General features: G+C 61.8%; 26 protein-coding genes. 22 read left to right on the top strand and 4 right to left on the bottom strand.

The window, feature by feature from the left end; genetic code table 11:
- The first annotated feature begins 202 nt into the window (after window positions 1-202).
- From HMPREF1546_RS14085 to guaA, 5 genes are all read left to right on the top strand, one after another.
- Window positions 203-2,443, top strand: a complete 2,241-nt coding sequence (locus tag HMPREF1546_RS14085) for an ATP-binding protein (protein ID WP_021750462.1) — start codon at window positions 203-205, stop codon at window positions 2,441-2,443.
- Window positions 2,444-2,534: 91 nt separating this feature from the next.
- Window positions 2,535-3,356 carry an Mrp/NBP35 family ATP-binding protein gene (locus HMPREF1546_RS14080; RefSeq protein ID WP_036630958.1) on the top strand — a complete coding sequence of 274 codons (822 nt, stop codon included), beginning with the start codon at window positions 2,535-2,537 and terminating at the stop codon, window positions 3,354-3,356.
- A 198-nt stretch (window positions 3,357-3,554) separates the two neighbouring features.
- Entirely contained in the window at window positions 3,555-4,133 is a 579-nt protein-coding gene (locus HMPREF1546_RS14075; protein WP_021750465.1) for a xanthine phosphoribosyltransferase, read from the top strand.
- 113 nt (window positions 4,134-4,246) lie between these two features.
- A complete protein-coding gene (locus HMPREF1546_RS19705) occupies window positions 4,247-4,876 on the top strand; it encodes a hypothetical protein (protein WP_021750466.1) in 630 nt (209 codons plus the stop codon).
- Between the two features lie 28 nt (window positions 4,877-4,904).
- The gene (gene guaA / locus HMPREF1546_RS14065; protein WP_021750467.1) at window positions 4,905-6,446 is read left to right on the top strand and encodes a glutamine-hydrolyzing GMP synthase; all 1,542 of its coding nucleotides are present in this window, start codon (window positions 4,905-4,907) and stop codon (window positions 6,444-6,446) included.
- 76 nt (window positions 6,447-6,522) lie between these two features.
- Here guaA and HMPREF1546_RS14060 read toward each other — a convergent pair whose 3' ends face one another.
- The 4 genes from HMPREF1546_RS14060 to HMPREF1546_RS14045 all read right to left on the bottom strand — a co-directional run bounded on the left by HMPREF1546_RS14060 (window position 6,523) and on the right by HMPREF1546_RS14045 (window position 9,445).
- Entirely contained in the window at window positions 6,523-7,584 is a 1,062-nt protein-coding gene (locus tag HMPREF1546_RS14060) for a site-specific integrase (RefSeq protein WP_021750468.1), read from the bottom strand.
- 146 nt (window positions 7,585-7,730) lie between these two features.
- Window positions 7,731-7,991: a hypothetical protein gene (locus HMPREF1546_RS14055; protein WP_021750469.1), complete on the bottom strand. Its 261-nt coding sequence runs from the start codon at window positions 7,989-7,991 to the stop codon at window positions 7,731-7,733.
- Between the two features lie 254 nt (window positions 7,992-8,245).
- Complete coding sequence (locus HMPREF1546_RS14050; RefSeq protein WP_021750470.1) at window positions 8,246-9,019, bottom strand: type I restriction enzyme HsdR N-terminal domain-containing protein; 774 nt, start codon at window positions 9,017-9,019, stop codon at window positions 8,246-8,248.
- 27 nt (window positions 9,020-9,046) lie between these two features.
- Complete coding sequence (locus HMPREF1546_RS14045) at window positions 9,047-9,445, bottom strand: helix-turn-helix domain-containing protein (RefSeq protein WP_021750471.1); 399 nt, start codon at window positions 9,443-9,445, stop codon at window positions 9,047-9,049.
- Between the two features lie 319 nt (window positions 9,446-9,764).
- Here HMPREF1546_RS14045 and HMPREF1546_RS14040 point away from each other — a divergent pair, with 319 nt between their 5' ends.
- From HMPREF1546_RS14040 to HMPREF1546_RS13965, 17 genes are all read left to right on the top strand, one after another.
- Window positions 9,765-10,277 (top strand): hypothetical protein, encoded by a 513-nt coding sequence (locus HMPREF1546_RS14040; RefSeq protein WP_021750473.1) that lies wholly within the window; start codon window positions 9,765-9,767, stop codon window positions 10,275-10,277.
- Between the two features lie 5 nt (window positions 10,278-10,282).
- Window positions 10,283-10,498, top strand: a complete 216-nt coding sequence (locus HMPREF1546_RS14035) for a hypothetical protein (protein WP_021750474.1) — start codon at window positions 10,283-10,285, stop codon at window positions 10,496-10,498.
- Window positions 10,491-10,727, top strand: a complete 237-nt coding sequence (locus HMPREF1546_RS18970; protein ID WP_036630961.1) for a hypothetical protein — start codon at window positions 10,491-10,493, stop codon at window positions 10,725-10,727. The genes HMPREF1546_RS14035 and HMPREF1546_RS18970 overlap by 8 nt, the downstream gene beginning before the upstream one ends.
- 43 nt (window positions 10,728-10,770) lie before the next feature.
- The gene (locus tag HMPREF1546_RS14025; RefSeq protein WP_021750476.1) at window positions 10,771-11,469 is read left to right on the top strand and encodes a DUF2786 domain-containing protein; all 699 of its coding nucleotides are present in this window, start codon (window positions 10,771-10,773) and stop codon (window positions 11,467-11,469) included.
- Between the two features lie 5 nt (window positions 11,470-11,474).
- Window positions 11,475-11,900 carry a hypothetical protein gene (locus HMPREF1546_RS14020; protein WP_021750477.1) on the top strand — a complete coding sequence of 142 codons (426 nt, stop codon included), beginning with the start codon at window positions 11,475-11,477 and terminating at the stop codon, window positions 11,898-11,900.
- A 63-nt stretch (window positions 11,901-11,963) separates the two neighbouring features.
- The gene (locus tag HMPREF1546_RS14015; protein ID WP_021750478.1) at window positions 11,964-12,179 is read left to right on the top strand and encodes a toxin-antitoxin system antitoxin component Xre domain protein; all 216 of its coding nucleotides are present in this window, start codon (window positions 11,964-11,966) and stop codon (window positions 12,177-12,179) included.
- 3 nt (window positions 12,180-12,182) lie between these two features.
- Complete coding sequence (locus tag HMPREF1546_RS14010) at window positions 12,183-12,410, top strand: hypothetical protein (protein ID WP_021750479.1); 228 nt, start codon at window positions 12,183-12,185, stop codon at window positions 12,408-12,410.
- Window positions 12,411-12,639: 229 nt separating this feature from the next.
- A complete protein-coding gene (locus HMPREF1546_RS14005; protein WP_021750480.1) occupies window positions 12,640-12,990 on the top strand; it encodes a hypothetical protein in 351 nt (116 codons plus the stop codon).
- 42 nt (window positions 12,991-13,032) lie between these two features.
- On the top strand, window positions 13,033-13,389 hold the full coding sequence (locus HMPREF1546_RS14000; RefSeq protein WP_036630973.1) for a hypothetical protein: 357 nt from the start codon (window positions 13,033-13,035) through the stop codon (window positions 13,387-13,389).
- Window positions 13,390-13,400: 11 nt separating this feature from the next.
- The gene (locus HMPREF1546_RS13995) at window positions 13,401-13,670 is read left to right on the top strand and encodes a hypothetical protein (RefSeq protein ID WP_021750482.1); all 270 of its coding nucleotides are present in this window, start codon (window positions 13,401-13,403) and stop codon (window positions 13,668-13,670) included.
- Window positions 13,667-14,569 (top strand): DUF3560 domain-containing protein, encoded by a 903-nt coding sequence (locus HMPREF1546_RS13990; RefSeq protein ID WP_021750483.1) that lies wholly within the window; start codon window positions 13,667-13,669, stop codon window positions 14,567-14,569. Before HMPREF1546_RS13995 ends, HMPREF1546_RS13990 begins: the two co-directional genes overlap by 4 nt.
- Before the next feature lie 91 nt (window positions 14,570-14,660).
- A complete protein-coding gene (locus HMPREF1546_RS13985) occupies window positions 14,661-15,110 on the top strand; it encodes a hypothetical protein (RefSeq protein WP_036630963.1) in 450 nt (149 codons plus the stop codon).
- Between the two features lie 64 nt (window positions 15,111-15,174).
- The gene (locus HMPREF1546_RS13980; RefSeq protein ID WP_021750485.1) at window positions 15,175-16,203 is read left to right on the top strand and encodes a hypothetical protein; all 1,029 of its coding nucleotides are present in this window, start codon (window positions 15,175-15,177) and stop codon (window positions 16,201-16,203) included.
- Window positions 16,200-16,340, top strand: coding sequence for a hypothetical protein (locus HMPREF1546_RS19280; RefSeq protein WP_021750486.1), 141 nt, complete (start codon window positions 16,200-16,202; stop codon window positions 16,338-16,340). Before HMPREF1546_RS13980 ends, HMPREF1546_RS19280 begins: the two co-directional genes overlap by 4 nt.
- Window positions 16,333-20,118 carry a metallophosphoesterase gene (locus HMPREF1546_RS13975; protein ID WP_021750487.1) on the top strand — a complete coding sequence of 1,262 codons (3,786 nt, stop codon included), beginning with the start codon at window positions 16,333-16,335 and terminating at the stop codon, window positions 20,116-20,118. The genes HMPREF1546_RS19280 and HMPREF1546_RS13975 overlap by 8 nt, the downstream gene beginning before the upstream one ends.
- A gap of 204 nt (window positions 20,119-20,322) precedes the next feature.
- The gene (locus tag HMPREF1546_RS13970) at window positions 20,323-20,877 is read left to right on the top strand and encodes a DnaD domain protein (RefSeq protein ID WP_198016082.1); all 555 of its coding nucleotides are present in this window, start codon (window positions 20,323-20,325) and stop codon (window positions 20,875-20,877) included.
- Window positions 20,874-21,455 carry a cell wall hydrolase gene (locus HMPREF1546_RS13965; RefSeq protein ID WP_036630966.1) on the top strand — a complete coding sequence of 194 codons (582 nt, stop codon included), beginning with the start codon at window positions 20,874-20,876 and terminating at the stop codon, window positions 21,453-21,455. The genes HMPREF1546_RS13970 and HMPREF1546_RS13965 overlap by 4 nt, the downstream gene beginning before the upstream one ends.
- Window positions 21,456-21,534 lie beyond the last annotated feature (79 nt).

Here is a 21,534-nt window from a genome sequence, read left to right as displayed (position 1 = left end):
ACCAAATCCTTCCCCTTTTGTCAATACCTTTTTCGAGGTTTTTTTATTTTTCTGATTACTGTGGCGATTTCTCCGGCTTTCGTCCCCTTTCCCCTTGCGCAGGTCGGGAAAATAAGCTGTGCAAACGGAGGCGACAGTGGTATAATGTCCATGGAAATAAAATGTATACATAGTAGGAGGGATTGATCTGCGGATTCATCGTATGACCGCCACCTTCGGCAAACTCCAGGGCCGGTCTTTGGAGCTGGGGGACGGTCTGAATATCATCGAAGCCCCCAACGAGACTGGAAAGTCCACCTGGTGCGCCTTTCTGCTCTCTATTTTATATGGTGTCAACAGCCGGGAGCGGGACCGCGCTGGTTTTATTGCGGATAAAAACCGCTTTGCTCCCTGGTCAGGCGCGGCCATGTCCGGCCGGATGGACTGCGGCACGGAACTGGGGGAGCTGACTCTGACCCGCGCCACCCGGCGGCAGACCAGCCCCATGGGGGAATTCAGTGCCGTATACGCCGGTACCAACGAGCCTGTGCCGGGCCTGACCGGTGCCGCCTGCGGCGAGACCCTGCTGGGCATCAGCCGGGAGGTCTTTGAGCGCAGCGCCTTTATCCGGCAGAATAACCTGCCCATCAGCCAGGACGCCGAGCTGGAACGGCGCATCGCGGCCTTGATCTCCTCCGGAGAGGAGGGCACCTCCTATACAGAGGCTGCGGATGCCCTGAAAAAGCAGCTGAATCGTCGCCGCCATAACAGGACCGGGCAGCTCCCCGCTCTGGAGACGGAGCTGGCCGAACTGGACCGTCAGCTGTCGGAGAGCAACTCTCTGGCCCGGCAGCTGGTGCAGGCCCGCTCCGAGGTCGAAGCTCTGTCCCGTCGGGCGGAGATCCTACAGGCGGAACTGACGGACTGCGACCGCTGGGAGGCCGCCCAGCGCCGCCAGGCCCTCTCCGGTGCCGCATCGGCGGCGGAACAGGCAGAGGTCCGCGCCGCGCAGGTGCAGGAGCGGCTTCAGCAGGACCAAATCCCGGAGAACGAGACCATCGCCCGGCTCCGCGGCGCCATCGTCAATCTGGAGACCACCCGGAGAGCCGTGGACAAGGCCCGGTCGGAGCGGGACGAGGCCATGAAGGCATTGCTGCGGGCGGAGGCCGCTGTGAATGAGAGTCCCTTTGCCGGGCAGAGTCCGGAGAGCGCCCGGCGAGAGGCCGCAGGAACTGAGAACGAGCCTGTCAAATGGAATCCGGTCCCCGGCGTGCTGACTTTTTTAATTGGTGTCCCACTGTGTTTCGTCGTGACCTATGCGGTACTTTTTCTCACAGGCAGCCACAGCAAGCTGCTTGCGCTTCTCACCATGCTAGCCGGATTCTCCTGCGTGTGCGCCCTCGCTCTCTTTTTGAAAAAGCGGGCGTTTCAGGCCGGCTGGGCAGAACTCCGGTTGAAGCGCTTCGGCACCGCGGACCTGGATGCCATCCGCCAGCTGGCTGAGGATTACGCCAAGCTGTGCGAGGCCCGGGACGCCGCCCAGGCCAGTGTCAACGCCAAGTCCGCCGCAGCGGACACCTTATATAGTAGTCTCTCCTCCAACGAACAGGGCATCCTGCTGGAGGTCCGGCGCTTCGCTCCCGACGCCTTCGACATCCCCACGGCGGACCAGCTGCTCCGGGCCTGTGCCGTCCGGCGGAAGGAGCTGGCGGAGGCGGAGACCGCCGCCCGGGAGGCACGGATGCGCTATGAGCTTCAGGTCCAGCAGGCGCCCGCTCCCGGCACGCCGGAGGCGGATGTCCCCGCTCCCGTCCGGAGCCGGGAGGCCATCTCCACGGAGCTGGACCGGGTCCGCGCCGCACTGGCGGAGGCCCGCTCCTCCGCGGACCGTCTGGACGGCCAGCTCCACGCCGCGGGCGATCCCGCGGTGCTGCGGGCTTCTGCCGAGGACCTGGCTGCCCGAAAGGAGCGGCTGGAAACGGAGTACAGCGCTCTCCGGCTGGCTATGGAGGCACTGGAGGGGGCCAACACCGCCCTGCAGAACCGCTTCTCTCCCGCTCTGGGCCGCCGGGCAGCGGAGATCTTTTCCCGACTGACCGACAACCACTATGCCGGTGTGGTGCTGGACCGGAGCTTCCGCCTCTCGGCAGAGCCTGTGGGAGACCCGGTGTTCCGGGATGCCGCCCTGCTCTCCGCCGGCGCGCTGGACCAGCTGTATCTGGCGGTGCGCCTGGCCATCTGTGAGCTGGTGCTGCCGCCGGAGAAGCAGGTGCCCATCGTGCTGGACGACGCCCTGGCCAATTTTGACGACAGCCGCTGCGCTGCGGCCCTGCAGTTTTTGAAAGAGGCCGCCGGGAACCGGCAGATCCTGCTCTTCACCTGCCACAGCCGGGAGGGGGAATTTTTTGCCGGAGACAGGGAAGTTTTCGTCCAGCGGTTGACGGATGCGGCGGTAGAGGTATAAGATATGGAATGCTCCCCGTTCCCCGCAGCGGCGGGGCCGGGAGCCTGTGTTTATCAATTACGCGAAAGCGAAAAAAGGAGATATCCATACTATGAGCGAATGCACCCACGACTGCTCCACCTGCGGCGAGAGCTGCAGCGAGCGGCAGGAACCCCAGTCCCTGCTGAAGGAGCACCATCCCGAAGCCCACATCGGTAAGGTGTTCGGCATCGTGTCCGGCAAGGGCGGCGTCGGAAAGTCCATGGTCACCAGCCAGCTGGCGGTCACCATGCGCCGCCGGGGCCATCAGGTCGGCATTCTGGATGCCGACGTCACCGGTCCCTCCATCCCCAAGGCCTTCGGCATCCACGGCCAGGCCACAGGCAGCGAGGCGGGCCTGTATCCCATGGTGTCCAAAACCGGCATTCAGGTGATGAGCACCAACCTGCTGCTGCCCAACGAGACGGACCCGGTCATCTGGCGGGGCCCGGTCATCTCCGGCGTGGTCCAGCAGTTCTGGACCGACGTGCTGTGGAACTGCGACTACCTGTTCGTGGATATGCCGCCGGGAACCGGCGATGTGTCCCTCAGTGTGTTCCAGTCCATTCCCCTGGACGGCATCGTGATCGTGGCCTCTCCCCAGGAGCTGGTGAGCATGGTGGTGGAGAAAGCCGTGAAGATGGCAGAGATGATGGAGGTCTCCATCGTGGGCCTGGTGGAGAACATGAGCTATGTCACCTGCCCGGACTGCGGGAAGCAGATCCATCTCTTCGGCCAGGGCAAAACTGCCGAAGCTGCGGAGCGCCACCATCTTCCCGTGCTGGCGGAGATGCCCATCGACCCGGCCCTGGCCGCCCTTACCGACGCCGGAGACATCGAGTCCTTCCAGGGCAGCTGGCTGGAGGCTGCCGCCGACAAGCTGGAGGGGAAATAATGCCCAACGCCGCGCCGTGTCCTTCCACGGCGCGGCGTTTGCCGCGTTTTGTCCGTCCTATGCAAATCCACCGGAGGAAGCACCTTCTTTTTGTGGGCAAAAACAGTTGCAAAATCCGGCAGGATTCGAGATAATAGAAAAAGATCAAATTTGGCATAAAACCATGCAAAATACAGACAGATCGAGGGGGAATCACCCATGCAGGAACTGAAAGACCGCATCGTGAAAGAGGGCAAGGTGCTGCCCGGCAACATCATCAAGGTGGATGGTTTTCTGAACCACCGCATCGACACGGAGCTGATGGACCATATCGCAGAGGAGTTCGGCAAACACTTCAATATGGACGAGGTCACCATGATCCTCACCGCCGAGGCCAGCGGCATCGCCCTGTCCGCCATCGTGGCCCACCACTTCCACAAGCCCATGATCTTCGCCAAGAAGGCCAAGAGCGACAACATCGAGGGCGGCCTGTACCAGAGCGACATCTTCTCCTACACCTATAAGAAAAAGGTGACGCTGCTGGTTTCCAAGGAGTGGCTCTCCGCCGACGACAAGGTCCTGATTATCGACGACTTCATGGCCAACGGCGAAGCCATGCGGGGCCTGTGCGACATCGTCAACGCCGCCGGTGCCACGCTGGTGGGCATCGGCTGCGCGGTAGAAAAGGGATTCCAGGGCGGCGGCGACCGGCTGCGGGCCGCGGGTGTGAACCTGAAGTCCCTGGCCATCATCGAGTCCGCCGAGCCCGGCAACATCGTCTTCCGGGGCGAGGACTGATCCTCTGCATTTTCCGCGGCACTCTGTAAGATTCGTCTCTTTTTTCCGTCTGATAGGATAGCGGAACGATCGTTCCCTATCTTCCGGCGCATCAGAAAAAGGAGGACTTTTCCATGAAACGGCCCCCACTGTTTCTGGTACTGCTGACCCTGGCCCTAGCGCTGCTCCCCAGCTGTACGCCGCCGGGAGGCGGAGCCGACGCAAAGCCGGTCATCTACCTCTATCCGGAGGCGGAGACCGATGTCACCGTTACCCTGGACTATGACGGGGAACTGACCTGTGTTTATCCCGTCATGAATGGAAATTCCTGGATGGTCACCGCCAGCCCCGACGGGACGCTGACGGACGCGGTCGGTCAGCCCTACAATTACCTCTACTGGGAGGGCGTCAGCCGGACGGAATATGACTTCTCCCAGGGCTTCTGCGTACCAGGCAGGGACACCGCCGCCTTTTTGGAGGACACCCTGGCCACTCTGGGTCTGAACCGCCGGGAGGCCAACGAGTTTATTGTCTACTGGCTGCCCCACATGGAGGGGAACGCCTATAATCTGATCGCCTTCCAGACAAGTTCCTACACGGACCATGCCCGGCTCACGGCAGACCCGGCGCCGGACACGGTGCTGCGGGTCTTCATGGCCTGGAAGCCGCTGGACCGCTCCGTGGAGCTTCCGCCCCAGACGCTGGCCGCCCCGGTGCGTACCGGCTTCACCCTGGTGGAGTGGGGCGGCGCAGAGATCTCATAAACCGAATTTACACAAAGGAGGAATTCCCTTGTCTCACCAGACTGTCATCGTGCTGGACTTCGGCGGACAGTACAATCAGCTCATTGCCCGCCGGGTCCGGGAGTGCGGCGTCTACTGCGAGGTAAAGCCCTACACCACCCCGCTGGCGGACATCCGCGCCATGAATCCCATCGGCATCATCTTTACCGGTGGCCCCAACAGCGTGTATGATCCCAAATCCCCCCAGGTGGACCCGGCCATTTTCACCTGGGGCGTGCCCATCCTGGGCATCTGCTACGGCTGTCAGCTGATGGCCCATAACCTGGGCGGCCGGGTTACCGAGGCCCAGGACGACTCCGCCCGGGAGTACGGCAAGACCGAGACGTATTTCGATTCGGCCTGCAAGCTCTTCAAGGGCCTTCCCGCCCAGGGCATCACCTGGATGAGTCACGGGGACTACATGGAGAAGGTGCCGGAGGGCTTCGCTCTGGTGGCCCACTCCGACGCCTGCCCCAATGTGGCCATCTGCGATGAGGGCCGCGGCTTCTACGGCGTCCAGTACCACCCGGAGGTCAATCATACGGAGCATGGCACCGACATGATCCGCAACTTCCTGTATGAGGTCTGCGGCGCAGCGGGCGACTGGACCATGGGCGACTACAAGGAGACTGCCATCCGCCAGATCCGGGAGAAGGTGGGGGACGGCAAGGTGCTGCTGGCCCTGTCCGGCGGCGTGGACTCCTCCGTGGCGGCAGCCCTGGTAGCCGAGGCCGTAGGCAGCCAGCTGACCTGCGTGTTTGTGGACCACGGCCTCATGCGCCTGAACGAGGGCGACGAGGTGGAGGAGGCCTTCAAAAAGTGGGACATCAACTTCGTCCGGGCCAACGCGGAGGAGCTGTTCCTCTCCAAACTCTCCGGCGTCAGCGAGCCGGAGCGCAAGCGGAAGATCATCGGGGAGGAATTCATCCGTGTCTTTGAGGCGGAGGCCAAAAAGATCGGCCAGGTGGATTACCTGGTCCAGGGCACCATCTATCCCGATGTGATCGAGTCCGGCACCGGCGACGCCGCCGTCATCAAGAGCCACCACAACGTGGGCGGCCTGCCGGACTATGTGGACTTCAAGGAGATCATCGAACCCCTGCGGATGCTCTTCAAGGACGAGGTCCGTCAGCTTGGTCGGGAGCTGGGCCTGCCGGAGTATCTGGTCATGCGCCAGCCTTTCCCGGGTCCGGGCCTTGCCATCCGGGTCATCGGCGAGGTGACGAAGGACAAGCTGGACACTCTGCGCCTGGCAGACTTCATTTTCCGGGACGAGATCGCTAAGGCCCATCTGGAGGGCACCATGAACCAGTATTTCGCGGTGCTCACCAACATGCGTTCCGTGGGCGTTATGGGTGACGGCCGGACCTATGACTACACTCTGGCTCTCCGCTCTGTCACCACCACAGACTTCATGACCGCCGACTGGACCCGTATTCCCTACGAGGTGCTGGACCGGATCAGCGTGCGGATTGTCAACGAAGTGCCCCATATCAACCGGATTGTGTACGATATCACGTCCAAGCCGCCCGCTACGATCGAGTGGGAATAAAGTACAAAAGCCCCGCAAGCCCTGATAAATCAAGGGTTTGCGGGGCTTTTTCTGTTTCCGTGGCATTACTTTGGCATTAACGCATCAAATCATCCATCTTTTTGACCGCTTCATCGCTGGTGGTGGGGTACAGGTGTCCATAGGTCCGCAGCGTCGTTTGTATGTCCTCATGGCCCAGGCGCTCTTTCACCAGCAGGATAGGCGTCCCCAGGTGGATGAGCAGGGCGGCGTGGGAATGGCGCAGATCGTGGAGCCTGATAGGGTCCATGCCGGCCTCCGCGCACCCCTTGAGCATCGCCCGCCGGAAGTAGTGCTTCGTGAACGGAAAGAGCCGGTCATCCGGCTGGGGGTCGTATAGGGCGTTCTCATAGGCCCGTATCTCATCGCACAGCTTTTCCGGCAGCGGTATCACACGGCGGCCCCGCTGCGTCTTTGGGTCCGTTATGACCTCTTCGCCCTCTACGCTCTGGAAGTTCCGGCGGACGGTGAGCGTCCGGGCCTCCAGGTCTATGTCCTCCGGGCAGAGGGCCAGCAGCTCCCCTATCCGCAGGCCGGTCCAGAACAGGACCGACAGGCCGGTCCGGGCGGGCAGCTTCTTGACGTGGGGGATAAACTCGTTGAACTGCTCCACCGTCCAGAATGACATCTCCTGGGCGTCTTTCTTGCCCACGCTACCGGCGAGCCTGGCCGGATTGATACCCAGGCCGTAGTATTTGCAGGCGTAGTTGAATATGGCTGAAAGCTGGTTGTTGATGGTCTTCGCATAGGTCGGAGCCACCTTGTCCGCGAGAAGCTGCGATTGCCACTTGCGGACGTGGGCCGGGGTGATCTCGTTGAGTGGGAGGTCCCCGAAGAACGGGAGGACCCGGTGCTCGATGAGATACCGCTTGTTCTGCATGGTGGTCCGCTTGAGACGCGGCTCCATGTCCCCCAGGTAGATTTCCGCGAAAGAGCGAAAGGTCATGTCACAGCTCCGAGCGCGGGTCCTCAAGAACTCTTCTTCAAACGCCTGGGCGTCCTTCTTGCGCTGGAAGCCCCGTTTCTTTTTGAGGCGTCGCTTGCCCTGCCAGTCGGTGTAGTAAAACGACGCGTACCATGTGTTCCTCAGTTCGTCTTTGTATGCTGGAATTTCAATCACCCTTTCGGAAGTCTCCCAAATTCATGCCAGGGCGGGCGCAGGACGGACCAGGAGCCGCGATAGGGGGCCTATGAATATACCAGGACCCCCGGAGCGGAGAAGCGCTTATAGGGCCTCCCATGGGCCAAACACGCGCAGGCCCCTTTTCAGGAGACCCGGTAGGCCCCCGGCACGTTCTTGAGCCGGACGCCCTCGGACTGCTGGTAGTCCAGGATGAGCTGGGCGATCTCCGCAGAGGCGGCGGGGTCCCCGGCTTGCAGCGCCTCCTGGTAGTCACTCTGGAGCTGGGCAAGGTGGGCCGCCCTCTCCCTCCGGCACACAGGGCAGAGGCCGGAGACCAGGTCCGCGCAGTTTTCGATGGAGCCGCAGCTCCGACAGCTCAGATAGCCGATAGGCAAGTTTTCCACAGTTCACAACCTCCAATACCGATGTACGCTCTATTCGCGCACGCGCACGCGCATAATAGAGGAATATTATAATTACTAAGTCTTATATACATACTGTCTTATTATGGGGTGCTGATTGATACCACATTTTTTGGGTTTGCGGTATCAATTGATACCCTATTTTCTGAAATGCGGTATCAATTGATACCTTATTTTCCGGGCCGCTTTCTCGGTGGTCCAGTTTTCAACAGCTTTTCCACAGAGTTTTCAACAGGCTATTTCCGACGCTCTTTCTGCGCGGCCCGCATCCGGGCGTTGGCGGCGTCCACGTCCCGGCGGGCGTCCTCTGCCTGGGGTCCCTCGACGATCTCATGGCGGAAGACCTCTTCCCGGAGTATGCGCCGGACCTCCCCGTCATCCATCTTCACGCCTGGGTAGTGGCGCTCCAGGGAGCGGCGAATGGTCCCAATCATCCAGTCATTCAAGAGGACTTGACCCACTATGAAGCGGTTGAGGACCCGGCGCTGGGCGTAGAGCTGGGACAGGGCCGCGTTGCCCTCTTCCTGGAAAGCCTCGACGCTCAGCGCGTAGAGGGGCGCGTAGTCCTCTGGCCGGTTCACATTCAGCTCGCAGAAGTTGAACTCGCAGACAAGCACCGTCTCCACCGGCTTCCCGAAGAGGACCTGGTATATTCTCCAGGTGATACCGTTGGTGAGCACCACCCAATCAATCCCCGCGCTGGCCGCATAGCCTGTGGCCTGGGAGACGTGGACATCCCGGAGGGCCACGCTCACCGCCTTGCACTCCAGCAACAGGCGGACCTTGCCGTTGAGCTGGACGGCCAGATCACAAAACTGCTGCTTGATGCACAGCTCGGAAGTGATGTTTTCGTACTTGTCATAGCCGAAGACCTCACAGAGAATGTCCGTGATTATCATTACCGTGTCGCTCTCATTCCGGCCCGCAAGCTGGGCGCGGCGTAGGATAGGCTGGAACTTCTGGACGCCGGCCGATAGACGCGCCTCGGTCTGCGGGCTTATCTTCTGCATGGTATCACCCCCTGAAATCGACGTAGATTACACGGCCCGTCCGCTTGAGGACGCGGCCTCGGTGGTTCCGCCCTTTTTGACTTCGCCCAGCAGGGGCGCGGTCATTTCCTGGAGGCGGCCTATCAAGAGTATCTGCTCCCGTTCCGGCAGCTTCTCGTAAAGCTCCAGCATCTCTCGCCCGTTCTCGGATATTCCGGGGGCGGGCGATTTTTTTGTTTCTGGCTCCGTGTCGCTGCCGGTCAGGAAGTAGCTGATTGAGCACCCCAAAAACTCGCAAATGCGTACCACGTATTTTGCAGGCGGGTCCGTCCCACGTTGTTTCCATCCAGTAGTGACGCTTGTAGCCACTCCGAGGTGTCGGCAAAGACCGTAGGCCGTCAGGCCGCGCCGGTCAAGCTCTTCAAACAGTCGCTCGCAAATCGTCATTCAGACACCTCCAATCTGGAATACAAAATACCCAAAAAATAAGGTAAAAATTTTCTCACATTCGCTTGCTAATAATATTGACTTAACACGCAGATGTGGTATAATATAATCAAGCCAAAGGAATAAGGTAAAAACCCAAAAACAAACGGCCCAGGGAACGGGCCAGAGGATAAAACAGGAAGCGGCAGTGAAAGCCGGGTCGGAAGCGGGCATAGCTCCGGGGATGACCGGCAGGCGGTAACGGCGGTACGAACGGCAACCTCTGGACCATCCCGAAGCCACAAGGCCGGGTGCAACCGGCGGAAAGGATAACTGACCTATGGAACGCAACAAGTACGATCTGCACCGCGAAGTCCTCACCCACAAGTACGCGGACATCCTCAAGAGCTTCGAGGAAACCCATGATGACCGGCGCATCGCCTGGAACTGCTACCAGCAGCTCATCGGCGCTTGCGAGGCCATGCGGGACAGCGGCATGGAAAATAGCTTCGCCTGCTGCGCGGTCAACAAGGCTATGCAGGAACAGGAAGCCGAGATTGACGGTATCGTCACCCGGTTTACCGGCAAGGTCTACAAGGGCGTCCGGTGGGTGGATGTCACTGAGACCGACATCTACTCCTTGAGCAGCACCGAGATTGACTATGAAACGGAAATGCGGCTGTGCGAGCTGGACGCCGAAATCGCGGCCCACTTTCTGAGCGGCGACGCAGACAAGCAGGCGGCCTGTGAGCGGGAGCTTGACTGCATCCTGGGCGGGATTGAGAACGGCAAGCAGTTCTTCCAGGCCCTCACCGCCCGGAACCGGGCGTACCGGGCGGCCCACAAGGAGTAGACGCCATGGAGCCGCAGGAAATCACCCAGGCCGAGGCCGCCGATCTGCTGGCCTCCGGCTTTGAGACCGGGCGGTATGAGCCGCTGGGCCTCTTCCTGGTGGGAGAGGCCGGCGGCACCTGGACCGGGATTGACAACAGCACCGGCCATGCCTGGACGGAAGAGTTTGGAACCAAGGCCGAGTGCCTGGAATGGCTGAAAGGAGAGAATGAAGTTGGCTAAGAGGCTAAGCGTCCTGTCTTTCCTCTGCTGCATCGGAGCGGCGAGCGATGATATTCCCGTGACCGTCAAGGAGGGACCTAAGACCATCGGAACCGCAAAGAGCCTGCGGTGGCTGGAGCTGCACGGGTCCCCCGGAGTTCTGGAAGCCCGCCTGGAGTATGCGGTCATCGGGAAGCAGGAAATCACCCTCCAAATCAGGCTCAAGGACTACAACACCAAGAGGCCGTAAACCGCCGGTGCAACGGCGGCCAAGTGCGAAAGGAGCTAACCAAATGGCAACCAACATCAAGGACAAAATCGCTAAGCTGCTGGCCCTGGCAGAAAGCCCGAATGAGAACGAGGCCAAGGCCGCGCTGCTCAAGGCCCGCGAACTCATGGCTGAGCACAAGCTCAGGCCGGAAGAGGTCGTTAAGGCCGACAAGGTGAAAGTCATCCGGGAGGTCCTGGACGTCACTTGCACCGCTATGACGAACCCCTGGGCCGTCTCCCTCTCCGCTATCATCGCGGAGCACTACTGCTGCCGGGCCTACCGGAACCGGGGCGCTGGCTGCAAGACGAACAGGATTGGCCTGGTGGGGCTGGAAGAGGACTTCGAGATTGCAAAGAGGATTTTCCTCTACGCCTACGACTGCGTGATGGCCTCCATCAAGGCCAACATCAAGCGGGACCCCAGCGACCCGTCCGGGACCTACCGTGAGAAGTGCAACGCCTACGGATGGGGCTTCACCCGTGGCGTGGCGGCTGCTTTCCGCGAGCAGGAAGAAGAGCACCAGGAATGGGGCCTTGTGATGGTGGTCCCCAAGGCCGTAGATGACAACATGGCCGACATGGGCAAGAAGACATCTTTCGGCAAGGAGAAGACCGGCGGCTGGCGCGACGCCTACCGCGCCCTGGGCTACCAGGACGGCAAGCAATTTGACCCGACAACTCGCCTGTCCGGTGCGCCGGAGCGGGCCGCGATTGGAGGTTGATACCGATGAAGTGCAAGAACTGTGGGTGCGAAGTCATCCGCATCCGGTCGGGAGGGCGCAGCGTCGTTTGCGACGCCGCCCCGATCACCTACTGGCACGTCCGGGACGGGGCCGCGATGTCGGAGATGCTGTCCCTGCTGACCCCCAACGGGGAAAGCATCTACGGGACGCCGGCTGGAAAGCTGGAGAACGCCGTGGGCGTGGCCTACCACCCCCACACTTGCGGACTGCTGCCCATCTTCCACCGTGGCCGAGATAGCTGGAGCCGCCCGGTCTACGATGACGGAACGGGCCGCCTCCTGGTGGACGTGGACCCGCGAGCTGGCCGGAAACCGGACATCTGCACCAAGCAGGGCAACGCCTTTGACGGTGAACCCTGCGACCCGGTAGATGGAGATTTTATCTTCATTCCGCGCCGGGACACCTGGTAACAGTATATACCAAAACCACCCAAAAAACAAGCCGTATAAATTAGACACAAGGAGGAACCAAGCATGAGAACGGCAAACCGAGTTAAGCCGAAGACCGACTTCGGCATTGAGGTCCGGCTCTTCACCGCACAGACCGGAATGACGGTGAAAGAGCTGGCCGAGCGGTCCGGCGTCAAGTACACGACGCTGATCGAGACCACCACGGGCCGCTGTGCGGGCCACCAGCTCATCCCCATTGTCCGGGAGTACATGGCGAACTACGAGCAAAAGGAGGCATGACCCATGGCGACGAAGCCCCTCAAGACCGCCCGCGATATGTTCTACTTCGTGGAGGACGTGATGCGGATTTTGGGCTACTCCAAGTCCAAGAGCTACAAGGTCATCAAGAGCCTCAACCGCGAGCTGGAGGACCAGGGCAAATGCACCTGTGACGGGCGCGTCATCAAGCGGTATTTCCATGAGCGCTACGGCCTGGATGAGCTGAACGCGCCCGTGAGACGGGGGGCGTAGCCGTGGAGAAGCGCAAGAGACGCCGGGCCTACGCCCGGAGCTACTACCGGCTATCCATCCTCTGCCTTGCGGCCATGGTGACGGCCCGCCTCATTCTGCTGATGATTGATGTCATTCAGCTTCAAATCCAGACCGCCGGGGCCTTTTCAATCCCTGCGAGCGCGGCAATCTTAGTATTCACCGGCTGGGAGCTGAGAACCTGGACCGGCCAAGGAAAGGAGAAAAAATCATGTGGACCTACAAGTGCGACCGCGCCGACGCTCCGACCGAGTACGACGGTAAGCCGATCTTCACCCAGGAGAACTTCGACTACTCCAAGGCAGAGATAGGCGACTATGTGGAGCAGGCCGTTGTGGATGACGCCATGGACTGTCTGCCTCCGGCCTCGATGAGCGCCCGGTGCGCTCAGATGGGTGAGCCGTACTCCCACCGGGAGGACCCGGAGACCGGGCGGCTCCGTCCCACCTACTACACGTTCAAGCGTGTGGCCGGAACGTGGCCTAACGGTATCTGGCAGTTCTGCGGCTGCTGCTTCCAGGGCGAGACCGTCCCCCGCGGCAGGGACCCGATCTACTGCTGAGAGGGGGCCGGAGCGATGAAGCAAAGCTGCGGGGGGGGTACTATGTGCAGGCGTCAAACTCTCACACCCCTGTCTCCGGCGGAACGGAGCGTAGCCGAGCAGCATTACCGGCTTGTAGAGTGGTACGTCAGACATCGGGGCCTCCCGGTGGATGAATACCTCGACGTTGCCGTCTTCGGCTATCTGCTGGCCGTGAAACGGTGGTTCGCCCGCCCGGACATTTACCGCTATGAGTTTACCACCATCGCCTGCGCTGCCATGCGGAGTGCAATCGGGCATGAGCAGCACAAGCAATCCAGGCGCATTAAGACGGTGAGCCTGGATGACCCCATCCCAGGTACGGACGGTATGACCTGGGCAGACATCATCACCGAGGACCATCTTGTGTACTCGGCATAGGAGGAATAAGCGTGAAAATAACCTACAACCTGCAAGTGCTCCCCCAGCGGAAGAACGCTCGCAAGGACAGTGAAGAGACAGCCGCGCTCAAGGTCTTCCTCGCGGACAGCGAGAAAAAGAACATGGTCTTTGAGTACGATACCCCGGAAGAGGCCAAGAAGCGCTATGACAGTATGCGGAACTACCGCAACACCAACAAGCTCCAGGACATCTACGATGTGTGGCGCTCGGACGCCCTGATCTGCATTGTGAAGACCAAGAAAGGAGCCGCGAGGAAATGAGCTACCATACCATCAACGAAGAGGCCGCCCGCCGCGCCAACGACATGAACAGCTTCCGGGACTACAAGGCCGGGAGCGCGACCGCCGAGTACCGCCGTATGGTGGACGCGGCTACCGAGCTGGCCGAGCGCCAGAAGCAGCGCGTGGACCCCATGTACCATGAGAAAATCGACCGGCTGCTGGAGACCTACTGCCGCAAGCTGGCCGAGAACATGAACGCCAGTTACTCCATCGAGGCCCGCTGCCCCTCCATCCTGATCTCCGGCGGCGACAACTTCCCGGTCCGCAAGAAAGAGAAGCAGAACGCGGCCAGAGACCGCAACCTGGAAGAGTGGAACTACATCCAGGGTTTGCTTGATAAAATCCGCAGCGTCGGCACCGGCGGTATCAGCTCCGATGACCCGCAGGCCGTGGAGAAGCTGGAGGCGAAGCTCGCCGCCCTGGAGAAGCACCAGGAGATGATGAAAGCGGCCAACGCCGCCATCCGTATGAAAGACCCGGCCAAGGGAGACGCCAAGCTCGCGGAGCTGGGCTACACCCCGGAGGACATCGCCAAGCTCAGAGAGCCGGACTTCTGCGGGCGCATCGGTTATCCGGCCTACGCGCTCCAGAACAACAACGCCAATATCCGGCGCATCCGTGGCCGGATCGCAGAACTCAAGAAGCGGACCGAGAGCACCCCGGAGGGCTGGGAGTTTGACGGGGGCCGGGTCGTGGTGAACACCACGGAGAACCGCCTCCAGGTCATCTTCGATGGGAAACCCGACGCGGACGTCCGAACCGAACTCAAGGGAGAGGGCTTCCGGTGGGCGCCGTCGCAGGGCGCATGGCAGCGGCAGTTGACCGACAACGCCATGAGAGCCGCCCGCCGGTTGAAGTGCATCGCGCCCCAGGTCTGAACCATCTACCAAAATCATACCAGAAAGCGGGTGAATGAGAGTGGCTATCACAGCAACAAAAAAGCCCCCCGCGTATCTGCGGGAGGCAAGGATGAGGGCCGGATTTGTCAGCCGCGGAACGGCCTCGACTGTTGTTCCGTTTTCGCCGGAGACCATAGGCCGCCATGAGCGCGGCGACGTGGAGATGGAGCCGGAAGACGCCCTGGTCTATGCGGAGTGCTACCAAAGCCCGGACATCCTACCCAGGTATTGCGCCACCTGTCCGGTAGGACGGGCAATCGGGAGAACGGCCACCGACCGTCCCCTTGCCCATGCGACGCTCAGGGTCCGGCGGCTCATCGAGGACGGCCAAGACGTGGCCGACCGCCTGGAGGAAATCGCCTTTGACGGCGTGATAGATGCCTCTGAGCGGACCGACTTCATGGAGGCCCTGGACTTCCTGCGGAAGCTGGAAGAGAGTATCAACGACATCATCTTGATTGGCTTAGGAAAGGAAAAGGCCGCCCCCGGTGCAACGGGAAGCGGCCAAGCGCGAAAATAACTAACCTGGAGTTATTGTAGCACATTCCTACCGGCCCTGTCAAGCCGAAAGGAGATTACCCAATATGGAAAATGCCATCGTCCAACTCAACAAGTACCCCAAGGACAAGTACAACGTCCTGGTCCCCGTCACCACCATGCAGGTAGCGAGCAACCTCCAGCGGATCACCGTCTCCGAGGTCCAGCTCGACGTCCGGCAGGACAGCTCCAACCGGGGGCCGAGCAAGGACATCTACTACGAGAAGTCCAGCAGCGCCTTTGCCATCACCAAGGTAGGCGGCATGAAGCTGGCTGCGGCGGCCAACATCAGCATCGTGGACACCGCCACCGAGCGGACCGAGGGCTGCCAGCGGTGCATTGAAATGGCACGGGCCACCGGAAAGCCCAGGGTATGCGGCACCTGTGAGCACGTCCACGACGTAGCTGTCACCGTGACTATCCGGGTCCCGGAGCCGTCCGGCGGCTTCCGGCTGATGAAAGCCACCAAGGAGATTGACTGCACACTGGAGGCCGCCGGGATGAAAGACGGAGCCAACGGTCAACAGTTCAGGCGCTTCCTCCCCCACCGCACCGCCATGGCTGAGAGCAAAGCCTTTATGCGGGCTATCCGGGCCGCCCTGGGCCTGGCCGGGACCTACGCCTACGAGGAACTGAAAAAGCCCTTTGTCGTGGCCCGCGTGGTCCCCAACCTGGACGCCCCGGAAATCAAGCAGGCCGTGGCGAGCAACTACCTCCAGTCGATGGGTATGCTCTTTGAGATGCCCACCCAGGCGTCCAGGGCGAGCCTCCCGGCGGCGCAGGCCGCCGAGACCGTCACCCCCTACGAGGATGAGGGGCCTATGCCCTGGGATGAGGCACCGGAAGAGCCGGAGGATAGCTGGAGCAGATCGCCGGAGTACGGAGCTGCCCCGGATTGGGCGGACCCGGAGCCGCAGGGCGTGTTCTGTTCGGAGTGCCGCCGGGAGATTACCGGCGGTCAGAGCAGGAATGGCCGTAAGTGGAGCGCGGAGGACATTGCCGGGTATAGTCAGCGCACCTATGGGCGGGTCCTCTGCCCTGAGTGTCAGGAGAAGATGAAAGGAGCGCGGAGATGACGGTTATTGAGTTCGCGGAAAAGCGGCTGGAGGAAGAGAGCGGCTACAACCTTGACGATGCCCGCTATTGGGCGGCCTACCTGGACGGCGCGAGGGCGCAGAAGCGAGAGGATGAGGAGGCGAAAGGCCATGATTAAGATACTGCACACCGGCGACATTCACCTGGGGGACCTGGCAGGCCCCACCAGGGGCGGCGCAAATCTGCGCCGCCAAGACACCTTGCGGTGCATGGACGCCATCGTGAACAAGGCCCGGACGGAGGGGCCGACCGTGACCATCATCGCGGGCGATCTCTTCAATCGGTCCCGCGTGTGGGCCGACACCGCCCTGGATGACGTCAACGACGCCATTTCCCGCTTCATCGTCCCCCTGTGCGAGTACAGCGACGCGGTGGTGCTGCTGTTCGGCACGATGAACCATGATAACCCCCGCGCCTTTGAGGTTATCCGCAAGGCGACGCCCGACCTCAAGAACCTATACATTTACACCGAGCCGAGGGTGGAACGTCTGGTGACATCGGAGGGGCCGGTCCAGATTATGGCCGTCCCCGGCTTCGACAAGGCGCGGCTGCGCCTCTTCTGCCCCGGCGCCGACAAGGAGACGGAGAACCGGAACGCCACCGCCCTTGTCAACGACATCATCCTGGGGCTGGCTACGGAGCTGGACAGGAGCCTCCCCTCCATTCTCACGGCTCACTACACGGTAAGCGGGAGCGAGGCAGACAACGGCAGCACGTTCCTTGCTGGACAGGATGTGGTGGTCCTCCCGGCTACCATCGACGCGGCGGGCGTGGACCTGGCCTGCTTCGGCCACATCCACAAGCCCCAGCGTCTCAGCTCCACCACACCGGCCTACTACTGCGGGAGCGTGAACCAGCTCACTTTCAACGATGAGGGGACCGCTCACGGCTTCTGGCTGCACCAGCTTTCAGACGGGGACCGGAGCGTTGTCTCGGAGTTCCAGCGCACCCCGGAGCGAGTACACCGGACGGTGACGATGAAGCAGCAGGACGTGGCAGACTTCATCTCCAGCGGCACCCTCAATCCTGGGGACGTGGAGGGGCGCGTGGTCCGGGTCCGGTATTCCTGCACACTGGAGCAGGAAAAAGCCTTTAACCGGGCCGAGCTGCAAAAGCGCCTGATGGACGCTGGCGCGTTTTATGTGGCCGAGATTATCCCGGATGACGTGGAGGCCCTGGACGCCAAGGACCAGCTCACGGAGCACGACGGCCCCGCCGAGTGCCTGTCACGCTGGCTGGAGACCAACGACATCACAGGCGAGAAAGCGGCCCGCCTCATGGAGCTGGCCGCGCCGATCATCAAGCAGGCCGACGATGGACGCGAGGACAGCAAACACGCTGGAGCATTTATGCCCCGGACGATTGAGGTCAAGAACTACCGGAGCTACACGGAGGCGGCCTTTGACTTCTCCCCGGTACACATGGCAATGGTGAACGGCCAGAACGGTGTCGGCAAGTCCTCCCTCTTCATGGACGCCATCGCGGACTGCCTCTATGAGCAGACCCGGAAAGAGGACATCGGCGGCTGGGTCCGCGACGGGACGAAGAGCGGCAGCATCACCTTTACCTTTGCCCTGGGCGGGCAGGACTACCGGGTCATCCGCACCAGGACCAAGAGCGGGCGCGGTACCCTGGCCCTCCAGCGGTGGAACCCGGAGGGGGACGCCTGGGCAGATGAGAGCGACACCACCATGAAACTGACCCAGGCCCGCATTGAGCGGCTGCTCGGTATGGACTGCAACACCTTTTGCAGTATCGCCCTCATCCGGCAGGACGCCTACGGCCTCTTCCTGGACGCCGACAGCGACCGGCGCATGGAGGTCCTGTCCGCGCTCCTGGGCCTGGACATCTACGGCAGGATGGGGGACATCGCCAAGGCGTCCGCTACGGAGCAGCGCCGCGCCATCGCCGCCCTCAAGGAGCGCATCAACGTCCTGGGCGAGCAGATCAGCGAAAAGGATGAGTTGCTGGATGAGGACATGGTGCTGTCCGAAGAGATGGACGAAGCTGTCCATGACGTAGCATCCGGCGAGGCGGACATCCGGGCGCTGGAGAGTGCCGAGGCCCTGCTTGCCGAAGTGATACGGCAGGCCGAGGACAAGGACGCCCAGGCCAAGGAATATGACCGGGAGCGCGACAGAAAGGCCCTGGAGCTGGAGAAGCTGGAGGGCCAATACCAGGACGCCCGCCACCTTGCAAACGGCCTCAGAGACGCCCAGGACGCCGCTGAGAGGGTCAAGGCGGCACGGGCCAAACTCCAGGACCTCTCCCCCAAGGTGGACCGGGACAAGGAGCTGCTGAAAGAGCTGGCCCGCCTCCGGGAAGCAATCGGCAAGGCGGAGCTGGACGCGGAGGCGGCCCGGAGAAAGCTCCGGCAGTATCAGGACATCATCGGCAGAAAGCCAGACGTGGAGGCGGCCCAGGCCGCGCTTGACGCCCTGGCCCCGGCGAAAGCGGAGGCTCAGGAGCGGCTTGCCAAGTCCTTTGAGACCACCAAGGCGCTGCTGGCCGCACGGGAGGCCAAGGACAAGCACCTGGCAGACAGCCGGGTCCGCATCGGGGAGCTGCAATCCCGCCTTGCGGCGGCCCAGGCGGAGGCCGGGAAGCTGGCCGACAGCGGTTGCCCCGTGCCGGAGACCGCTACTTGCAAGTTCCTGGTGTCCGCTGTGGCGGCTCAGGCCGCCATCCCGGAGCTGTCCTACTCCCTGGAGACCATGAAAGCGGAGGACCGCGCCCGGTATGAAGAGCTGACGAAAGCCTATGAAGAGGCCCTGGCAGCGCATGAGGCCCTGGGCAATCCGTCGGGGGACCTAGCAGAGCTGGAGGCCAAGGAGCATACCTACCGGACCATGACCGCCATCGCGCCGCAGATCGCGGCGGCGGAAGCGAAGCTGGAGGAAATCACCGCCTCCATCCAGACCGCCGAGCAGACCGCCCAGGACGCCAAGGAGCGGACTGTGGAGATTGACGCGGAGCGGGCGGCCCTGGGGCTGGCGGTCATCGAGTACCAGGCCGCGCAGAAGAGCATCGAAGACGATGAACCCATCGCCGGACATCTGGCCGACTGCCAAGCGGCCGGCGCGACCGCCGACGCCCTGGAGCCGCAGCTTGAGCGCCTGCGCCTGGAGATTGCAGAGCTGACCCGGAAAGTCATCACCGCGCACCAGGAGGCCGAGGACATCCGGCAGCGAGCACCGAAAGCGCCTGGGGACGTTAAGGGCCTGCGGGCCGTCCTGGAGAGCCGCCGGAAGAGCCTCACCGAATTTGCCACCCAGCGCGGGGTCATCAAGGCCAAGCTGGAGGCGATCTCCGAGGCCGAAGCTCAGACGGCAAAGCTCCGGCGGGACATCGAGGACGCGGCGGCCACCCTGAATGACTACACGGTGCTCACTCAAGCCTTTGGCCTGGACGGTATTCAGTACATGATTATCCGGGGCGTAGTCCCGGAGATTATGAGGCAGAGCAACGACATCCTGGCCGCCATGACCGGCGGGCGCATGGCCGTTGACATCCGCACCGAGCGCGAGCAGAAGAGCACGAAAACGGTAGTCAACAGCCTGGAGGTCTGGATTAACACCATCACCGGCGGGAACCGGCCCTATCAGTCCCACAGCGGCGGCGAAAAGGTCAAGATTGCCCTGGCCGTCACCCTGGGCCTGGCCGACGTCAAGGCACGGCGGGCGGGCGTCCAGCTCGGTATGCTCTTCATCGACGAGCCGCCCTTCCTGGACGCGGACGGGACGGAGGCTTACGCGGACGCGCTGGTGAACATGGCGGCCAGAAACCCCAATATGCGGATTTTGGCTATCTCCCATGACCCGACCATGAAAGCGCGGTTCAGTCAAAATATCATCGTGACCGGCGGCGAAGACGGTAGCTCTGTAACGATGGAGTGAAACCCATGAGGCCGGGCGGCCTCAAATCCACGGAAAGGAGGGGTCCGCCTGAGGTACATCATGGAGCACCGAGCTTTCGCCAACCGCATGAGGCGGACCCCTCTATCCATGGCCGCGCAGCTCCTATGGTACAAGCTGATGGATTTAGCCAATAGCCTGCGTTGGCCGGAGCACTTCGCATTGGACAACAGTAGGCTATGCACGATGATAAACACCACGGCAAAACGGACTGCCATATCCGCCCGACAGGAGCTTATAGACGGCGGTTATCTGGACTTCACCCCTGGCATCAAGGGGCGGCCCAGCACCTACCATCTCCGCTCAGTGGAAGAGATGGAGGGCTGGCAGCCGCCCCCGGATGACCTGGAGGGAGACTTCCTGGCAGAGTTCAAAGAGGACCCGACAAGCTATTTCGGCTACACGGAGGCCCTGGGGGTGGAGCTTGCGGAGACAACCGCCCACCTGTGGGCAGAGTTCTTTCCAGGCAAGACCCCTGGACCATACGATGAGAAGCGGACGTTCTTCCAGATCATGGTCCAGTACCATGATGAGGAAACAGATGAGTGGTCTATATCGTTCCCGGAGGAAAACAAGGAGCTGCTGGGCTACGCCTTTGAACAGGGCCGGAAGCGCGGGAAGCTCTTTTGGGGGTACATTGAGAGCGTCATGCGAAATCTTAGGGACTGTGGCATTAAAACCGTAGAGGAAGCCTACGAGAACGAAGAAAAATTCTATGAACGGAGAGGATGGAACAAGTGAAAGAACGGACGATAACCCTTGCCTGCGGCGCCCTGTGCGCCCTGGTGTTCGTGAGTGCCCTGTTTACGCCGGGGCAGGCCAGAGGCGCGGCCTTTGATGAGCAAGAGGACACGGCGGCGCATCCGGTCCAGGTATTGGACCCGACGCCTACCCTCACCGCATCGCCGGTCCCCACTGTCTCGCCCTATTTCGGCTGGACCGAGGAAGAGGTTGAGATGCTGGCCTGCGCGATCTACCAGGAGGCGGGCGGTGACGCCTGCTGCGACCTGTGCCGCCATCGTGTGGGCGATGTCATCCTGAACCGGATGGAGGATGACCGCTTCCCGGACACCGTGGAGGAAGTGCTCACGGCCTACCGGCAGTACGGGCGCTTCTACTGGACCGGCGTAGTGTGGCCGGACCGGGCTGAAAACCCTGGAGAGGCCCACGCCGTTGCGCGGGCCTGGGAGACCGCACGGGACGTCCTGAGCGGCGAACACTCGGACCTTTACGGGCAGGGGTACATCTACCAGGCCGAATTTGAACAGGGAGCCGACGTCATCTGCTGCGAGGACTGCGGCATCTACTTTGGGAGGTAGACGGTGAGCGAGAAGAAAATCATCCTCGACCTATGCGGAGGTTCCGGTAGCTGGTCGAGGCCGTATGTAGCGGGGGGGG

Origin of the sequence: Oscillibacter sp. KLE 1745, assembly GCF_000469445.2 — a bacterium.
Taxonomy (GTDB): Bacteria; Bacillota; Clostridia; order Oscillospirales; family Oscillospiraceae; genus Oscillibacter; species Oscillibacter welbionis.
This window is presented reverse-complemented; position numbering and strand designations above follow the sequence as displayed.

Bases quoted from the DNA above. Each gene is read 5' to 3' on its own strand.
- HMPREF1546_RS14085 (WP_021750462.1), top strand. From the start codon at position 203: ATGACCGCCACCTTCGGCAAACTCCAGGGCCGGTCTTTGGAGCTGGGG.
- HMPREF1546_RS14080 (WP_036630958.1), top strand. From the start codon at position 2,535: ATGAGCGAATGCACCCACGACTGCTCCACCTGCGGCGAGAGCTGCAGC.
- HMPREF1546_RS14075 (WP_021750465.1), top strand. From the start codon at position 3,555: ATGCAGGAACTGAAAGACCGCATCGTGAAAGAGGGCAAGGTGCTGCCC.
- HMPREF1546_RS19705 (WP_021750466.1), top strand. From the start codon at position 4,247: ATGAAACGGCCCCCACTGTTTCTGGTACTGCTGACCCTGGCCCTAGCG.
- HMPREF1546_RS14050 (WP_021750470.1), bottom strand. From the start codon at position 9,019: ATGCAGAAGATAAGCCCGCAGACCGAGGCGCGTCTATCGGCCGGCGTC.
- HMPREF1546_RS14045 (WP_021750471.1), bottom strand. From the start codon at position 9,445: ATGACGATTTGCGAGCGACTGTTTGAAGAGCTTGACCGGCGCGGCCTG.
- HMPREF1546_RS14040 (WP_021750473.1), top strand. From the start codon at position 9,765: ATGGAACGCAACAAGTACGATCTGCACCGCGAAGTCCTCACCCACAAG.
- HMPREF1546_RS14035 (WP_021750474.1), top strand. From the start codon at position 10,283: ATGGAGCCGCAGGAAATCACCCAGGCCGAGGCCGCCGATCTGCTGGCC.
- HMPREF1546_RS14025 (WP_021750476.1), top strand. From the start codon at position 10,771: ATGGCAACCAACATCAAGGACAAAATCGCTAAGCTGCTGGCCCTGGCA.
- HMPREF1546_RS14020 (WP_021750477.1), top strand. From the start codon at position 11,475: ATGAAGTGCAAGAACTGTGGGTGCGAAGTCATCCGCATCCGGTCGGGA.
- HMPREF1546_RS14015 (WP_021750478.1), top strand. From the start codon at position 11,964: ATGAGAACGGCAAACCGAGTTAAGCCGAAGACCGACTTCGGCATTGAG.
- HMPREF1546_RS14010 (WP_021750479.1), top strand. From the start codon at position 12,183: ATGGCGACGAAGCCCCTCAAGACCGCCCGCGATATGTTCTACTTCGTG.
- HMPREF1546_RS14005 (WP_021750480.1), top strand. From the start codon at position 12,640: ATGTGGACCTACAAGTGCGACCGCGCCGACGCTCCGACCGAGTACGAC.
- HMPREF1546_RS14000 (WP_036630973.1), top strand. From the start codon at position 13,033: ATGTGCAGGCGTCAAACTCTCACACCCCTGTCTCCGGCGGAACGGAGC.
- HMPREF1546_RS13990 (WP_021750483.1), top strand. From the start codon at position 13,667: ATGAGCTACCATACCATCAACGAAGAGGCCGCCCGCCGCGCCAACGAC.
- HMPREF1546_RS13985 (WP_036630963.1), top strand. From the start codon at position 14,661: ATGAGGGCCGGATTTGTCAGCCGCGGAACGGCCTCGACTGTTGTTCCG.
- HMPREF1546_RS13980 (WP_021750485.1), top strand. From the start codon at position 15,175: ATGGAAAATGCCATCGTCCAACTCAACAAGTACCCCAAGGACAAGTAC.
- HMPREF1546_RS19280 (WP_021750486.1), top strand. From the start codon at position 16,200: ATGACGGTTATTGAGTTCGCGGAAAAGCGGCTGGAGGAAGAGAGCGGC.
- HMPREF1546_RS13975 (WP_021750487.1), top strand. From the start codon at position 16,333: ATGATTAAGATACTGCACACCGGCGACATTCACCTGGGGGACCTGGCA.
- HMPREF1546_RS13970 (WP_198016082.1), top strand. From the start codon at position 20,323: ATGATAAACACCACGGCAAAACGGACTGCCATATCCGCCCGACAGGAG.